The following is a 15569-nucleotide window of genomic DNA, read 5'->3' on the forward strand; positions in this document are numbered from 1 at the left end:
TGCCCTCCAAGGAGGTGGGCACAAAATGAAAAAGATAATTACTCTTCTTTTTTTAATAGCTTTGGCAACTTCTGCCTGCGGCGCAGGTGCGCCGCAGGCAGAAGTGCCGCCCTTCAAGTTTCAAGTGGGGCTTGAAGGGCCCACGCCCCCTGTCTTGGAGGCAGGGGCTTTTCCGCCCCCCAATCAAGTTGGGGCGGAACAATTACCTCTGGTACTCAAAGAGTTGGAGTACCGGATAGGGCTACTCCCGGGCGGCCAGGGCCAGGCCTTATTAAAGGCCGGCCGGGAATTTCACAATAAAATCCTGGCCCCCGCAGCAGGTCGGTCTTTGCCGGCCGTAACCGCGGCCCAGGCTTTAAAGGCCAAGTACGCATTTTTGCTTGGCCTTTTAAAGGAAATCGCCTCGGCAGAGTTTGTTCTGCCGGCGGTGATTCCTATTTATGTTTGCCCGAGCGGGATAATCGTCCCGCCAGGGCAAAATTGCCCGATCTATTATTAGGGGTCAAGAGCCCGACGTTTTGCGTCGGGCTTTTAGTTTAATTTTGATTCTTAGCTTAACAGATTCTTGACTTTTATTTTGTTTCTGCTAAATTATTCAATCTGTGATTCCAAATATTTGGAGTAATGGATTAATCCTTAATTGTTTAGGGAGGTAAAAAGTTGTTGGTCTGTTGTTCTTGTCCCGCCCAACGGGACAAGAACAAGCCGGGCCGGTTTGGGTTGATTTTTTTTATATCTTTGCTATACTATTTTAGTTCCGCAGACAGCAGGTTCGGAAGATTAAAATTGCCTGCCGAGGAGAGATTTTTTACTTTATCTGCGGCAACGCAGAATTTTTAATTATAATTAAATTATAAAGAGGAGTTGTTTAGAGATTAGAAATTGGTAATTAGAAATTTTTTGCTATGGCAATAACAAGGAACAAAAAAGAGCAAACAGTCAAAGAGTTAACCAAGATATTTAAAGATTATCCTTATCTTTACTTTGTTGATTTGGCTAATGTTAAAACTCAAGAACTTACCCAGTTAAGAAATACATTGTTGGAACTTGGAGCGAGTTATCTGATGGTTAAGAAAAATCTTCTCCAGATAGCTCTGCGCCAAAGCGGGTTGGAGCTTTCCGGGTTAGATCAATATTCCGGTTCAGTTGGAGTGGTTTATTCAAAAGACAATGAGCTTAAAGTTGTTAAGGCAATCAGCGAGTTTATTAAAGAGAACAATCCGAAGATAAAGCTGAAAAACAGTTTATCTTTGCTGGCCGGGTTTTTTGAAAAAGCTTTTTTGGATAAAGAGCAAGCAAACCGGCTGGCTAAAATCCCCACCAGAGAAGTTTTGTATGGCCAAACAGTCAATTTGTTGATTTCACCGATCTCCGGATTTGCCCAAACCCTTAATCAGGTTTTGGTCCAATTTTTAATGACCTTGAAAGAAGTTGAAAAAACAAAAAGTTAAAGATTTTAGATTTGAGGATTCAAAATTTTAGAATCAAAATGGGGTCGATCAAAAATTTGTATATTTGTAATAATTAGTAAATTCGTAATCTTATGGAAAAGTTAGAAAAAATTATCAAAGAAATTGAGGGTTTAACTGTTTTGGAACTAGCTGATTTAGTTAAGCAGTTAGAAGAAAAATTCGGGGTTAAGGCCCAAGCCATGGCAGTAGCCGCTCCGGCGGCTGGCGGCGAAGTTAATGCCGCAGCCGGTGAAGAGAAAACCAGCTTTGAGGTAGTTTTGGCCGCGGCTGGTGAACAAAAAATTCAGGTGATTAAAGCAATCCGCGATATTACCGGTCTTGGCTTGAAAGAAGCAAAAGATTTGGTTGATGCGGCGCCAAAGCCGGTTAAGCAAGGAGCAACCAAAGAAGAAGCTGAAAATATCAAAAAACAGTTAGAAGAAGCCGGAGCAAGTGTTGAGCTGAAGTAGTTGCTGTTTCTTGGTGTCTAAAAATAGCGATGGTTCAAAAACAGGTTTTTAAAAACCTGTTTTTGTGTTATAAAATATAAAAATGGCTAAAACCGAAAATAAATTGAAATTTTTCAGTAAAGAAAACCTTTGGTTGGTAATTCTCGGTTATATTCTGGCGGTTTTTATTGCCCGAATCTTTATTTTTTTTACTTCTTTTGTTTTAAACAAACCGGTCAGGGTGGTGATTCAGGATACCCATTACCATCATTATCTTTATTTTGGCCTGTTTCCTTTGTTTGTTGCCCTGGTTTTCTATCTGCTTTCAAAAGAGGTTAATGCTTTGAGCTCATTCTTAACCGGTTTGGGCATTGGTTTTGTTGTTGACGAGGCCTCACTTTTGTTTTTTGCTGACCGGTTTGATTATTGGTCTTTGTTTAATTTTGGCGCGATTGTTTTCGGTTTGGGCGTTTTGAACTTGTTATTTTTTGTTCTTGATCGGCAGAAAACCAAACAAGCAGAGTTGTTAGATTTTAAAATTTTGGAGAAAAGATTAAGGCAGGCAGTCCGCTTGGCAGAGAAAACTTTTTTTTCTAAATTGGGGCCAATCAACTCTAAAGGCAAAAGTCTGCCGGCGAGGAACTATGTTTTGTTTTTGACCGTTGTGTTTGTTTTTATGTTTATACTTTTTTATTTTGCTGGGAAGGAATTGAATCTTATTTAGAAAGAAAATGACGATGAAAGAATTTAAAAACCCCTATCTTCTAATACTTGATTTTCTAAATAAAAATCAAATCAATTTTCAGGAATTTGAACACGAACCGGTTTATACCACCGAGCAGGCCGCTCGGATCAGAGGAGAAGCTATGGCCGATGGAGCTAAATCGTTGGTAGTTAAGATTAACAACAATTTTGTTTTGTTGGTTTTGCCCGGGGACAGGAGATTAAGCTCAAAAAAGGTTAAAAATTTGTTTAAAATCTCGGAGTTCCGTTTTGCTAAACCAGAGGAAGTTGTTTCAGCAATGGGCTGTGAAATCGGCGCTTGTTTCCCTTTGGGCAACTTAGTGGGTTTGAAAACTTATGTGGATAAATCCCTAACAGAAAATCAGTTTATTAACTTCAACCCCGGAGTTCACTATAAAACTATTAAAATGAGGTTCAGCGATTATCAGAAAATTGCTGAATTTGAGATTATTGATATTGCTGAATGAATTTGGCTTATTATAATTTTACAGAATTAGCAAAATGTTTTATAATTAGATAATTGCGGTTTAAAGGTGTTTTACTAATAAAAATATTAATGATTTAAAATGAATTTTAATAAAAAACCAGAAATTCCCCGGGAACCATTTGGCTATAAAGATGCTGTCGAGGTTTACCGCGGGACAAAAAGGGAAAAACAAAGAGCTGAACCAACCCCTGCTCCTTTGCGGCGCGGGGTAAAAATAAAACTTGTAAACATAGAGAAAAAATATAAAGTTCCTGTTGAAGATTTGTTAAAACAGCTTGGCTATGCTATCGGAATAGGGGGATTAGATGGGTTGACGGGAACGCAGTTAAAGCGTTTAACAGCAGAACTTGACTCTGCGAGAGAGATGTTAAAAGTTGGGTCTTGGGCTGGCAAAACTGTGCTTGACCCAAGGTTCAGGCCGAAAAATCTAGGTCAAGATTTTAAGCCGGTTGAAGAACAAGTTGATAAAAGGGGAGAGATTGAGGAAAATAGAAGCGAGCAGGAAAAAGATTGGGGACGGAAAACCGGGGTTTTCTCTATTCAATCCGAGTTTGCTAAACGTTTGTTTTATTATAACTCAAAAGAGAAATTGGGTTGGAATAAATTATTGATTGGCTATCGTGATTCAGAGTTGTATCTGGTTTTGCTGGGCGAGAACAGTAGGACCGAGATTAGTTTTCAAGACTTAAAATCGCAATTAAAAAAGACTCATATACCTGATCTGGTTTTTACTTCAAGAGCAGAGGTTGAAACAGAGGAGCAGTTCCAAACTATTTTAGTTCAAGAGTTGCTTGCTGTTCTGAATAAGGAATTTAAGATCGGTATTGACCCCTCAGCGGTTAAGTGGGCGGGCGAGTTGCGGTTTGGCAATCAAAAAAGAAGAGGGATAGTTAGAAAGCAGCCAAACCAATTCAAATTCCAAAGGAGAACAGTTCTCCCACAGAGAGAAGGTAGAACAGTTCTCCCACAGTTTCCGGAAAAATTAAAAAAGATTGGATTTTTTCAAGAATTGTTTTCTTTGAATGGTCGAGTACAGGGGCATAATCTAAGAGTTTTAGCTCCTGCTGGCGAAGACACTGTTATCCATTTATATAATCCTGACGGGGAGCAGGTTGCCTCAATCTCTCTTCAAGAATTAAAACGTAATTTAGGGGGAGGATTTATTACTTATCCCCGGCCGGATAACCCAAAAATTCAAAAGAAATTTGTCAAAGATTTGAAAAAAGCATTGGCAAAAAATGGTTTGCCAGCGCTGGAAGTTGTTTTATAATCCAATTCGGACTCGTAGCTCAGTTGGTTAGAGCGCTTGATTCACATTCAAGAGGCCCGCAGTTCGAATCTGCGCGAGTCCACAAGTTTTCATTATTTTTGATTCATAATTCTTTTACTTTATGTCTTTATCTATCGGTATCGTCGGTTTGCCCAATGTTGGCAAATCAACATTATTTAATGCGCTTTTGAAAAAACAAGCTGCCTTTGTGGCGAATTTTCCTTTTGCGACAATTGAGCCGAATGTTGGCATTGTGCCGGTGCCGGATGAACGGTTAATAAAATTAGCTGAATTAATCAGGAATTCTGAAAGCTTAGATTGTCTACCGCCAGCAGTGCCGGCTGTGGTTGAGTTTGTTGATATTGCCGGCTTAATTGCCGGCGCCCACCAGGGAGCTGGCCTGGGCAATAAATTTTTATCGCATATTCGGGAAGTTGATGCGGTTTGCCATGTGGTTCGGGCTTTTCAAGACGAGAATATTATTAAAGAGGGAAGCGTTGATCCGGAAAAAGATTTTCAAGTGATTGAGACCGAGCTTCTGCTGGCAGATCTACAGACTTTGGAAAAGCAAAAAGATCCGGGCAACACGCCGGACAAAGAATTAAAACAGCGTTGGCAAGCGGTTTTAAAGTTGAAACAGGGATTAGAAAAAGAGGTCCCGGCAAGGGAAATTGAATTAAACGAAGAAGAAAAAAAGATTTCAAGAGAATTTCATCTTTTGACTGCCAAGCCAATTTTGGTTGCTTTGAATGTTGGTGAGGCGGACTTGAAAAACGCCGCTCAATTGGAAGAACGATATGCTTTAATTTTTCAGTTAGAGCCGGAGCAAGTTGTGGCAATTAGCGCCAAGACCGAAGCCGAATTAGCTGATTTATCTGAATCAGAGCAAAAAGAATATCTGGTCTCATTGGGCCTGGAAAGCACAAGTTTGGATCGGCTGATAAAAAAGGCGTTTTCAACTTTAGGGTTGATGACATTTTTAACCGCCGGAGAAAAAGAAGTCCGCGCTTGGACAATCAAACAGGGCGCAAAAGCGCCTCAAGCCGCTGGAGCCATTCATACTGATTTTGAAAAAAATTTTATCCGAGCCGATGTGATAAACTGGAAAAAATTGATAGAAGCTGGCGGCTGGCAAAAAGCCAGAGAAAAGGGTTGGATAAAGACTGAAGGCAAGGAGTATCTTGTTCAAGAGGGGGATGTGTTGATTATTAGGCACGGGGCCTAACAAGAAATTTCCAATTACCGTTTCTAACTTTCAACCTCCTTTTCGGGGAGCTGTGGGTTATCCACAGCTTTTTTGTTTGACAAGTGGGTCAATAATACTAAAATATATATCAGAAGTGGGAGATTGTGGATAAATATGTGGATAAGTGGGGTGAACTGTGGATAACTTCATAAGACAAGAATTAGTAATTAATAATTGAAAATTGGAAATTAGTAATTAGAAATTTTGCTAAAGTTATGCTTATTGGCGAGTATCAGCACAATTTAGACCAAAAAGGCAGAGTTACAGTGCCGGCTAAGTTCAGGCCAAATTTGTTGAACGGCGCAGTGGTAACTCGCGGTCTTGATACTTGCTTGTTTATCTTGGCTAAAGACGAGTGGCAAAAGCTTTCAGAAAAAATTGCTGCCACGCCTTTGACTCAATCAAACTCTCGGGCTTTTGCCAGATTAATGTTTTCCGGCGCTTTTGATGTTGAACTTGATTCTCAAGGCCGGATTTTGATTCCTGATTATTTAAGGCAATACGCTGGCTTGGATAAAAAGGTTGTTGTTGCCGGAGTCTTCAATCGCTTAGAGGTTTGGGATGAGAAAAAATGGCTGGAGTATAAAAACAGGATTGAACACGACTCTTCAGAGATAGCGGAAAAACTATCTGAACTCGGCATTTAGCTTCATTGGCTTTATGGCTTCGTTAGCTGAATTATGAATTATGGATATTGGAACATTGAAAATTCATTGAAAATTGTAAATTGTAAATTGAAAATTATTCTAAAATCTAATTTTAGAAATTAGGAATTAGAAATTGTGATTTTATGAACGCAGTTCACGTTCCTGTTCTTTTAAAACAAGTAATAAAATTTTTAGCTCCAGAGCCGGGGAAGATTTATCTTGACGCAACCGCAGGTGAAGGCGGTTATCTTAGAGAAATTTTGAGTTCCGGGGCAAAAGCAATCGGCTTAGACTGGAATCGGCAAGCAATCGAGATCTTAAAACAAAATTTTTCTTCAGCAATAGCGGCCAAACGGTTAATTCTGGCAGTTGGGAATTTTGCCGAACTGGAAGAAATTCTGCATCAGTTAAGAACAGAAAAAGTTGATGGCATAGTGATGGATTTGGGTTTATCCGCTTTTTTGCTGAAAAAATCTGGCCGGGGGTTTTCTTTCCAGCAAGACGAGCCGTTGATTATGAGTTATTCAGAAGAACCGGATTTAACTGTTTATGAAATAGTTAATTATTATCCTGGATTGGAGCTGGAAAAAATTTTCAGAGAGTTCGGCCAGGAGCGGTTGGCTAAAAAAATCGCTCAAGCCATTGTTGCTTATCGGAAAGAGAAAAAAATCCAAACAAGCAAAGAATTAGCTGAAGTTATAGAAAAAGCAGTTGGCCGGCGCGGTCGAATTCATCCGGCGACAAAAGCATTTCAAGCTTTAAGGATTGCGGCGAATCGCGAACTGGAAAATTTGGCCAAAGCCTTGCCTCAAGCAATTGAGGCATTAAATCCCAAGGGCCGGTTGGTAGTTGTCAGCTATCACTCTCTGGAGGACAGAATGGTTAAGCAGTTTTTTAAAGGCCTTAATCAAAAAGGAAATTTCAGAATTCTAACCAAAAAGCCAGTGGTCCCGGATGACCAAGAGATTCGGCAAAACCCTTCTGCCCGTTCAGCTAAATTAAGAGCAATAGAAAAAATATAAATTGTTACATGGCTGCATTGCCGCATTGTTTAGAACAATGAAACAATTTAACAATTTAACAATTAACAAAGATGACAGTCATTACTCCAAACCAAAGACAATTAATCTTTACTTCTGATTCCCAGCTTCGTTCGCGGCGCCAGAGAATCAGCCGGTTAAGGTTTTTAAAACACTCTTTTGGGCTTGTCTCGGAGAAAAGGGTTTTTCTTCTAATGCTTGGAGTTTCATTGATTAGCTTTGTCGGTTTTTGCTTTATGGCGATTGATTCGGTTTTGCTTTCTTTTAGAATTCAGCATCTTTCACAAATTTTAGAAAATAATAAACTGGTTAAAGAGAAGTTAGAGCTCCGGCAGGCGGCTTTGTTTTCCCCAGAGTCTTTGCAAAATTATGCTAAAGTAATAGAACTGGGCCGTCCGGTTTCAATCAGTTATCTGGTTCAAGAAAACGCGGGCTTGATTTCAGCGGCCCAATAATTTTTTAGCCAGTGAAAAAAATTCAATCAAAATTTACTAAGAGCTTTAAAAATATACTTTTGCTCCGTTCTTTTCCGGTTCGGATTTATGTTGTTGCTGGTTTATTTTTTGTTGTGATTAATCTCTTAACTGTTCGGTTCTATCGGTTTCAGGTGGCGAATTACGATTATTGGAAAAACAAAGCTTTAGCCCAGCAGTTTTATTCTCTCAATCTTGGTCCGGAAAGGGGAGAGATTCTTGCCCGAGATAAGGATGGCAATCTTCATCATCTGGCAGTTAATAAGCACATTTATAATTTAGCCGTCAGCCCCAAAGATATTGAGATTGACCCGGAACAGGCAGCTGATTTTTTGGCTGGCCAGCTTAATCTTCCTTATGAAGAAGTGTTAAAAAAACTTCAGAAAAAAGATGATCCTTACGAGCTGATTGCAAAAAATATCTCGGAGGAGACAATTGCGGCAATCCAAGAACGTGGCTTTAAGGGGTTGATTATTGAGGATGAAAAATCAAGATATTATCCCTTGGGAGATTTCGCCAGCCACATTATTGGTTTTGTCGGCTTTGATGATAAGAACGAGATTGCCGGCAGATATGGTTTGGAGCTTGGCTTCAATGAGAAACTCTCTGGCAGCGGCCCGTCTGCAGAGGAAATCAGCCAAACTATTCAAAAAGGTTCTTTTCTGGGCTTGAACAATATTTATATTAAAAATGGCGACGATTTGGTTTTGACGATTGAGCCGATTATCCAGAAAGAAACAGAAAGGCTGTTAAAAGAGGAAGTGGAAAAATGGTCAGCCAAAAGCGGCAATGCGATCGTGGTCGATCCCAAGACCGGCGAGATTATTGCTTTGGCTAATTATCCCTCTTTTGACCCGAATTATTATCCCCAAGAAAAAGATTTGTCGGTTTTTCTGAACAGCGCCGTGTCTCTGCGCTATGAACCCGGTTCGGTTTTTAAACCCTTTACTTTGGCGGCCGGACTTTCCAGCGGCAAGATTACTCCGGAAACAACTTATTTTGATGGCGGCGAAATAAAGATAGACGGTCGGATAATCAGGAACGCCGGCAACTCGGCGCCCAACAAATATGTTTCAATGGCTTTGTTCCTTCAGCGCTCTTATAACCTTGGCGCTGTTTTTATCCAAACCGCGATCGGCAACACTTTTTTTCGTGATTTTATCATTAACCGTTTGGGCTTTGAGGGAAAAACCGGAATTGATTTGCCTCAAGAGATTAACTCTTCATTCAGCAATTTTTATCCGCCCGAAGGCAGAAGCATTAACTTTGCTACTGCTTCTTTTGGCCAGGGGGTTGCGGTTACGCCGATTAAGTTTATTCAAGAGTTTGCCGCTTTTGCCAATAATGGTTTGATGATGAAGCCATTTGTGGTTAAGGAAATAAAAAAAGACAATGGCAAAATTATTGTTACCGAACCAACTCCAATTAGGCAGACAATCAGCCCAGGTGTGATTGCTCAAGCAATCCCGCTTTTAGAAAGCGTTATTTCCGGAGAACATGGTTCAGGGAAGCTGGCTCAAATTAAGGGCTATCGGATTGCCGGCAAAACCGGCACCGGCGAGATTCCCCGAGAAGATGGCCGGGGCTATTCAGATCAGGTTAATCACAGCTTTGCCGGTTTTGGCCCGGTTTCTGAACCAAGATTTGTGATTTTGACTCGGATTGAAGACCCCAAAGGAGTCCGTTACGCTGAAGCCACTGCAGTGCCTTTATTTAGAAAGATTATGAAGTTTGTTCTGGATTATTATGCGATTCCGCCCGATGCGCCAGAAGAACTAAATTAATTATGACCCCGCACTAGAGTTTCAACAGGTTATGTTCTACTATGTTTATATGCTAAAAAACTTGAAAGATGATAATTTATATATTGGTTATACTATTAATTTAGAAAAAGGTCTTAATTTTTCAACAAAAATCAGGGGTCCTTGGAACTGCATTTATTATGAAGCCCGCCTTAATAAAGATGATGCTAAAAGACGAGAAAATTATTTAAAAACCAGCAAGGGTGAACAAACCCTTAAATTAAGGCTTAAACAATATTGGCATAACAATAATATTAATCTGTTGAAAAATTAATTGAAACTTCAGTACGGGGATGAAACGAAAACTTATTACCGCATTGTTAAGATTTTTAACCCGAGCAATTATTCGGAAGTATGAGCCGAAAATTATTGCCATTACTGGTTCGGTTGGCAAAACCTCAACTAAGGAAGCGGTTTATTTGGTTTTGTCCCAATACTTTCCGGCCCGGAAAAGCGAAAAAAATCTTAATACCGAAGTTGGCTTACCCCTGGCTTTTTTTGGCGGGGTTGAAGCAAAAAATAATCTTTGGCTCTGGCTGAAAAACCTTTGGCTTGGCTTAAAACTGCTTATTTTTAATAACAAAAACTATCCTCATTTTATTGTTGTTGAGATGGGCGCGGATAGTCCGGGAGACATTAAGAAATTAGTTAAGATTGCCAAGCCAAAATTAGCGATTATTACGGCAATTGGTTCAGTGCCGGTTCATGTGGAAAACTATCCAAAGGGCAAAGACCAGCTCATTAGCGAGAAAACCGAGATTATCAAGTGTTTGTCTGATGCTGATTTCGCTGCGTTGAACTTTGATGACCCTGATGTTTGGGAGTTGAAAAACAGAACTAAGGCCAAAATAATTTCTTTTGGATTTAATCCCGGCGCTGATATTAGGATTACTGATTTTGAAGTCAAAACCAAGATTGCCGGCGATGGATTTAAGATTCCGGACGGAATTTTCTTTCGGATTGAGCATCGGGGCAGCGTTGTGCCAATCTGGCTCAAACAAAGTTTGGGCAAGCCGGCTGCTTATGCGATTGCCGCGGCTTTTGCTGCTGGCATTGCTTTTGATCTCAACATAATTGAGCTTGGTAAAGCAGTGGGAAATTACCAGCAGGAAAAAGGCAGAATGCGTTTAATCAGCGGAATAAAAAACTCAATGATTTTGGACGATTCTTATAATGCCGCGCCAGAAGCAATGAATCGGGCGATTGAAACTTTTCAAAATCTGTCCGCAAAAAGAAAAATCGCGGTTTTAGGCGATATGTTAGAGATTGGCCAGTACGCGCTCGAAGTTCACCGGGAAGTTGGCAAAAAAATCGCTAAATTCTGCGAGCATTTGTTTTTTGTTGGCCAGCGAATGAAGATTGCTTATGAAGCGGCTTTAGCTAGTGAATTTGATAAAAATAAAATTTTTTGGTTTGAGAAATCAACTCAAGCAGCAGAAAAATTAAAGGAGGTAATTCAGTCCGGAGATTTAGTTCTGGTTAAGGGCTCGCAAGGAATGCGAATGGAGCTGGTTATTGAAGAGATTATGGCTGAACCAGAGAAAGCCAAAGAGCTGTTAGTCCGTCAAGACAAACCGTGGAAATAGATAATTTAAGGACATCGCAAGTCCTTAGGCCTTGCGATGTCGGGATATTAAAAACTTCGCCTCCCGCAAATGCGGGAGGCATAAAAATCAGAGGCGTTTGATCATTGCTTCATCTCCTTGGCGGCAGAACAAAAATGTTCCGACGCCAATGGTGTTTAGCACAATTAGCGGCCCCCAGAGTAGCAAAAACTCTGGGACCATCAAGGTAATATCTCCTTTGGAAAAGGAGCAGGCGCCACCTTGGCAGACGCCTGTGATTGTTTTATAGCCCAACAGGACTAAAACATCCACTAGCCCTGTTAAGGACTGGATAAAAATTTTCATCTTACACCTCCTTTTTTAGGGTAGATTAGAATTTTCTCTTTTTAGCACGAATTATCAAAAAAGTCAAATCATTGGCTGGGTTTAATAAATTTGATAAAATAGTTATCATTGGATTAGACCAAAGCAGTTTAATATGGTTTAAGCCGGAGTAGCTTCCGCCAAGGGCGGATCCGCCTCTGGCGGACAATGGAACAAGCCGAGCAAGTCGAGGGTTGTTCCGAGCGAAGCGAGGTGGAACAAGCCGAGCAAGTCGAGGTGGAAGAGCAATCATTTTACTCGTTTGTTCTTGCTCAAGCCGGAGTAGCTCAATGGCAGAGCAGCGCTTTTGTAAAGCGAAGGTTGGGGGTTCGACTCCTCTCTCCGGCTCAAAATTAAACAAAAAAACAATGTTTAAAAAAAGACCACCAGAAAAAATAAATCCCAACGCCTCTTTAGAAGAGCAAGAGAAATATTGGCAAGAAGAATTTAAGAAAGAACCGATTAAAATAGAAAAAGAAGGCCGGGCAAGACAATGTCGGTTTTGCGGAGCAATTAATCCTTGCACCGGGGTAGATTCTTGTAGCCAATGCGGCAGAAGTTTAAGGGGAGCTAAAAGAATACCAGATACTAGGCATAACTCTCCGAATCAAAGACCGGATAATGACGATAATAGGGCTTTTCGCGACATAGAAGATTACTTTTAATCTTACGACTTGCGATGTCGTAAGAGATTGACTTAATTGTTGATTTTTGTTATCTTATAAAATCCTGTTTTTAAAACAGGAAATTTTTTATAAGAGGAGAAAGAAATGGGCAAAAAAGATAATGCCCCACAAAAAAAAGAAAAAGAAAGGAAAAGAAGAAACAAAGAAGACCGCGGCAAGCCCTGCCGCGGCAACGGCAAAAACGGGCATTAGCAAGATATCGTTCGTGCCCCTCACCGCTTAAGCGATGAGGGGCTTTTTATTAGTTGAAGTTTTTTTATTCTGTGTTATAAATTAAAGGTTTGTTCTTAGAAACATTCCAATATTCTCAAGAATGTTGGAATGTTTTATTCTAAGTTTAAGGAGGAATAATGATTACGAAGATTCAAAGTTTTTTCAGAAGAATTTTTTATCGGTGGAAATACAGAGGAATTAAGGGGACTTTGCCTCCGGAACCAATGCCAAGGTGGGACTAGTTTTTGGGCCGAGCTTTGCTCGGCCCTTGTTTATTTTATTAATCTAAGGACATCGTATTAATCTAAGGACATCGCAAGTCCTTAGATTAGACTTGCGATGTCGTAGGCCGGCTGTTTTTAAAGCCGTTTTCTGTTAAAATTTAGATAATTCATAATTTTTGTTGGAAATTATCTCGCTTCGTCTCGCTTGCGAGATCTGGCGCAGCTACGACGAGATCTGGCAAAGCCAGAAAAATTGTCTTGTTTTGTTGGATCCCTTGCGGGATCCTCACACCGTGTTGAAAGTCTTTATATAGTTTTTCTCTTTCATTTTGAGTTGGTTTTCTGTTAAAATTTAAATTAGTTTCATAATTCTTGAGTATTTATGATTCATTGGAAATTAGAAATTGGAAATTAGGAATTTTCAATATGGACTCGCTTTCCCAAAGAACTTTTAAAAACGCGCTTTGGCAGGTGTTTAATCTTGGCTGGGTAACGCTGTTGAATTTTTTCGTCACTCCGTTGCTGCTGAAGCAGATTGGAATTGAAAATTACGGGGTCTATATTTTAATTTTGACTATTGTTTCGTTTTTGTCTTTGCTTGATCTTAATATGGGTTCTGGCTTTGCCAGCTCGTTTATTGAATACACGGTTAATCAAGAAAAAGAAAAAAAGGTCAAGCTGGTTAATAGCTTTTTTTCTTTTTGGCTGGCAATCGGTTTAATCGGTTTTTTAGTGCTGATAGGTTTGTCTTTTTTAGCTGATTTTGTTTTTAGCATCAGAACCGAGTTTATTCGCCAAACCCAGTTTGGTTTTTGGTTTGCCGGGATTTATTTTGTTTTTGCCACGATTAATTCCTTATTTTTTGTTATTTCCATATCAATCCAAAGATTTGATATTTTGGGCAAAATCACTTTTATCCAAAACACGGTTTTAAATGCATTTTTGATTGGCTTTGCTTTTTTCCGGCCGAGCTTAACCTGGCTTTTGGCGTCTCATTTTTTTAGCGCGGTTATCAGTTTATTCGGCTATTTTGTTTTGATTAAAAAAGTTTTGCCAGAACTGAAGCTTAAACTGGAGTTTTACCGAACCGAGTTTTTCCGAAAATTGAAATTCAGCTTGTACAATTTTATTAATGGTTTTGCCGGCAACTCTTTGCTTCAGATAGACAGGTTTTTTATTTCCCGGATTTTGGGCAATGCCGCAGTTGGTTTTTACGCGGTTCCGAACAATTTAGCCCAGAAAATTCATGCGGTTTCCAGCAGCGGCGCAATGACGCTTTTCCCGGTGGCTTCGGATTTATTTTATCAAGGCGATAAACAGAAATTTAATCAGAGCTTTCGCCGGGCAATGAGAATCGGAATAATTTTCTCGGTTTTATCCGGAGTGGTTTTATTGGTTTTTGGCTACCAGCTGTTATATTTTTGGGTTGGCAAAGAAATTGCTGACAAAAGTGCGGCGCTTTTGTATTATTTTGTCCCGACCTATATTTTAATGAGCATTTATACGATTCTGAATAACTTTTATCTCGGTACAGGCAAATCAAAGCTTTTAGCGGTTTTTTCCGGTTCAATGGCTTTGGTTAATATCGTTTTGCTGGCTTTTTTGGTTCCTAATTTTGGCTTAACTGGCGCGGCTTTAGCTTATTTATTGGCTTTAATGCCGGTGATTTTGTTTGTTTTTCTTTTTGAGAGAAAAGAATTAAACCTGAGTGGCAGTTTTCGGTTTTATTTTGGCTTGATTTTGAAACTTTTATTTGTCAGTGCAATCCTCGTTTTGCTGGCTAGGTTTTATTTATTAAGCTGGGCGAACAATCTCTGGCAAACGCTTTTGTTAATGATTGTCAGCTTTGCTGGTATAATTGGGTTATATTTTGTTTTTGGATTTTTTGAGCCGGAAGATCGAGAATTAATCAGAAACTATTTAAAATTATGGAGAGAGAAGAACTCTTAAAAAAGTTAGAAAAAGCGATTGCTTTTTCTCAGCAATCGCGATGGCAGAGATTATTCCAAAAACCGCTTTTTACTCTTTTTCGGTCTTTGATTGCTCGTTTTTTCAACTCAACAGGCAACCGGTTGGTTTTTCCGTTTAAAACAGCTACTTTTTGGGGCGAATCAATGTTCGTTTTTTTACCGGATCCCCTCTCGATTTTCCAGTGGTCTTTTTTAAACTCAGAACCAGAGATTAGATTGATGAAATTTCTTATTAATAATCTGCCAAGCGGCGGCATCTTTTTTGATGTTGGCGCCCATCTTGGTTTTTATTCTTTATTAGCAGGCAAGCTAGTTGGCGGGAATGGCCGGGTTCACGCTTTTGAACCGACACCGCGAACTTTTCTGTTTCTAAGGAAAAATATCGATAATAAGACTAATTTTTTTGTTAATCAGTTAGCTTGTTGGGAAAAAACCGGCGAGATTGAGTTTACTGATTTAGGTTCCACTGCCAGTTCAATGAACACCTATCTTCCGATAGCTGTGGTAGAGAAACTAACTCCGGAATTAGTTCGTTTGAAACATCGGCTTAAGGTTAAAACAATTAGTCTTGATGATTATCGTCAGGCAAATAAACTGACTCGGCTTGACTTTATCAAGATAGATGTCGAGCGGGCCGAGCCCTTTGTTTTACGCGGCGCTAAAGAGGTTTTAACTAAATTTCATCCAATTGTAAGCATAGAGGTTATTAGAGACCGTTACGAACAAAGCGATCAGGAAGCAATGGCTTTACTTAAAGAGCTTGGTTATCAGTTGTTTTCTTTGGACTCTAAAGCGAACCCGATTCCTTTCGAAAAAAGTAAAACTGATTTACCTTATGAGAATTTAATTGCGGTTTATCGAGAGCAAAATTAAAAAATAAATTGCTTAAGGTTAGTAGACGCTCTTGATAATACTTAAACAAATAAAGTTAAAAGAGGG

General features: G+C 39.7%; 17 protein-coding genes, 2 tRNA genes and 1 other annotated feature. Of the genes, 18 read left to right on the forward strand and 1 reads right to left on the reverse strand.

The window, feature by feature from the left end:
* From AB1721_01215 to murF, 14 genes are all read left to right on the forward strand, one after another.
* Positions 1 to 499 (forward strand): hypothetical protein (locus AB1721_01215; protein MEW5805334.1); only part of this gene is annotated, 499 nt, incomplete at its 5' end.
* Positions 500 to 739: 240 nt separating this feature from the next.
* Positions 740 to 848: a sequence feature (ribosomal protein L10 leader region), on the forward strand.
* Positions 849 to 905: 57 nt separating this feature from the next.
* Positions 906 to 1451 carry a 50S ribosomal protein L10 gene (rplJ, locus tag AB1721_01220; GenBank protein MEW5805335.1) on the forward strand — a complete coding sequence of 182 codons (546 nt, stop codon included), beginning with the start codon at positions 906 to 908 and terminating at the stop codon, positions 1449 to 1451.
* A gap of 92 nt (positions 1452 to 1543) precedes the next feature.
* Positions 1544 to 1921: a 50S ribosomal protein L7/L12 gene (gene rplL / locus AB1721_01225; GenBank protein MEW5805336.1), complete on the forward strand. Its 378-nt coding sequence runs from the start codon at positions 1544 to 1546 to the stop codon at positions 1919 to 1921.
* Positions 1922 to 2003: 82 nt separating this feature from the next.
* On the forward strand, positions 2004 to 2624 hold the full coding sequence (locus AB1721_01230; protein MEW5805337.1) for a hypothetical protein: 621 nt from the start codon (positions 2004 to 2006) through the stop codon (positions 2622 to 2624).
* A gap of 7 nt (positions 2625 to 2631) precedes the next feature.
* Entirely contained in the window at positions 2632 to 3111 is a 480-nt protein-coding gene (locus AB1721_01235) for a YbaK/EbsC family protein (protein ID MEW5805338.1), read from the forward strand.
* Positions 3112 to 3210: 99 nt separating this feature from the next.
* Positions 3211 to 4401, forward strand: coding sequence for a hypothetical protein (locus tag AB1721_01240; GenBank protein MEW5805339.1), 1191 nt, complete (start codon positions 3211 to 3213; stop codon positions 4399 to 4401).
* Between the two features lie 8 nt (positions 4402 to 4409).
* Positions 4410 to 4483: transfer RNA gene (locus AB1721_01245), tRNA-Val, on the forward strand.
* A gap of 39 nt (positions 4484 to 4522) precedes the next feature.
* The gene (ychF, locus tag AB1721_01250; protein MEW5805340.1) at positions 4523 to 5626 is read left to right on the forward strand and encodes a redox-regulated ATPase YchF; all 1104 of its coding nucleotides are present in this window, start codon (positions 4523 to 4525) and stop codon (positions 5624 to 5626) included.
* 236 nt (positions 5627 to 5862) lie between these two features.
* Positions 5863 to 6294, forward strand: coding sequence for a division/cell wall cluster transcriptional repressor MraZ (gene mraZ, locus AB1721_01255; GenBank protein MEW5805341.1), 432 nt, complete (start codon positions 5863 to 5865; stop codon positions 6292 to 6294).
* A gap of 143 nt (positions 6295 to 6437) precedes the next feature.
* Entirely contained in the window at positions 6438 to 7316 is an 879-nt protein-coding gene (gene rsmH, locus AB1721_01260) for a 16S rRNA (cytosine(1402)-N(4))-methyltransferase RsmH (protein ID MEW5805342.1), read from the forward strand.
* A 71-nt stretch (positions 7317 to 7387) separates the two neighbouring features.
* Complete coding sequence (locus tag AB1721_01265; protein MEW5805343.1) at positions 7388 to 7789, forward strand: hypothetical protein; 402 nt, start codon at positions 7388 to 7390, stop codon at positions 7787 to 7789.
* 11 nt (positions 7790 to 7800) lie between these two features.
* Entirely contained in the window at positions 7801 to 9591 is a 1791-nt protein-coding gene (locus tag AB1721_01270) for a penicillin-binding protein 2 (protein MEW5805344.1), read from the forward strand.
* A 49-nt stretch (positions 9592 to 9640) separates the two neighbouring features.
* A complete protein-coding gene (locus AB1721_01275; protein ID MEW5805345.1) occupies positions 9641 to 9883 on the forward strand; it encodes a GIY-YIG nuclease family protein in 243 nt (80 codons plus the stop codon).
* Between the two features lie 19 nt (positions 9884 to 9902).
* Complete coding sequence (gene murF, locus AB1721_01280) at positions 9903 to 11195, forward strand: UDP-N-acetylmuramoyl-tripeptide--D-alanyl-D-alanine ligase (protein MEW5805346.1); 1293 nt, start codon at positions 9903 to 9905, stop codon at positions 11193 to 11195.
* Between the two features lie 87 nt (positions 11196 to 11282).
* Here murF and AB1721_01285 read toward each other — a convergent pair whose 3' ends face one another.
* Positions 11283 to 11519, reverse strand: coding sequence for a hypothetical protein (locus AB1721_01285; GenBank protein MEW5805347.1), 237 nt, complete (start codon positions 11517 to 11519; stop codon positions 11283 to 11285).
* Between the two features lie 294 nt (positions 11520 to 11813).
* Here AB1721_01285 and AB1721_01290 point away from each other — a divergent pair.
* The 4 genes from AB1721_01290 to AB1721_01305 all read left to right on the forward strand — a co-directional run bounded on the left by AB1721_01290 (position 11814) and on the right by AB1721_01305 (position 15503).
* Positions 11814 to 11885: transfer RNA gene (locus AB1721_01290), tRNA-Thr, on the forward strand.
* Positions 11886 to 11905: 20 nt separating this feature from the next.
* Positions 11906 to 12202 (forward strand): hypothetical protein, encoded by a 297-nt coding sequence (locus AB1721_01295; GenBank protein ID MEW5805348.1) that lies wholly within the window; start codon positions 11906 to 11908, stop codon positions 12200 to 12202.
* Positions 12203 to 13086: 884 nt separating this feature from the next.
* On the forward strand, positions 13087 to 14610 hold the full coding sequence (locus tag AB1721_01300) for an oligosaccharide flippase family protein (GenBank protein MEW5805349.1): 1524 nt from the start codon (positions 13087 to 13089) through the stop codon (positions 14608 to 14610).
* Positions 14589 to 15503, forward strand: coding sequence for an FkbM family methyltransferase (locus AB1721_01305; GenBank protein ID MEW5805350.1), 915 nt, complete (start codon positions 14589 to 14591; stop codon positions 15501 to 15503). The genes AB1721_01300 and AB1721_01305 overlap by 22 nt, the downstream gene beginning before the upstream one ends.
* The last annotated feature ends 66 nt before the right edge of the window (positions 15504 to 15569 follow it).

It is taken from the genome of Patescibacteria group bacterium (assembly GCA_040753135.1).
Lineage (GTDB): Bacteria > Patescibacteriota > Minisyncoccia > UBA6257 > Brennerbacteraceae > JBFMGR01.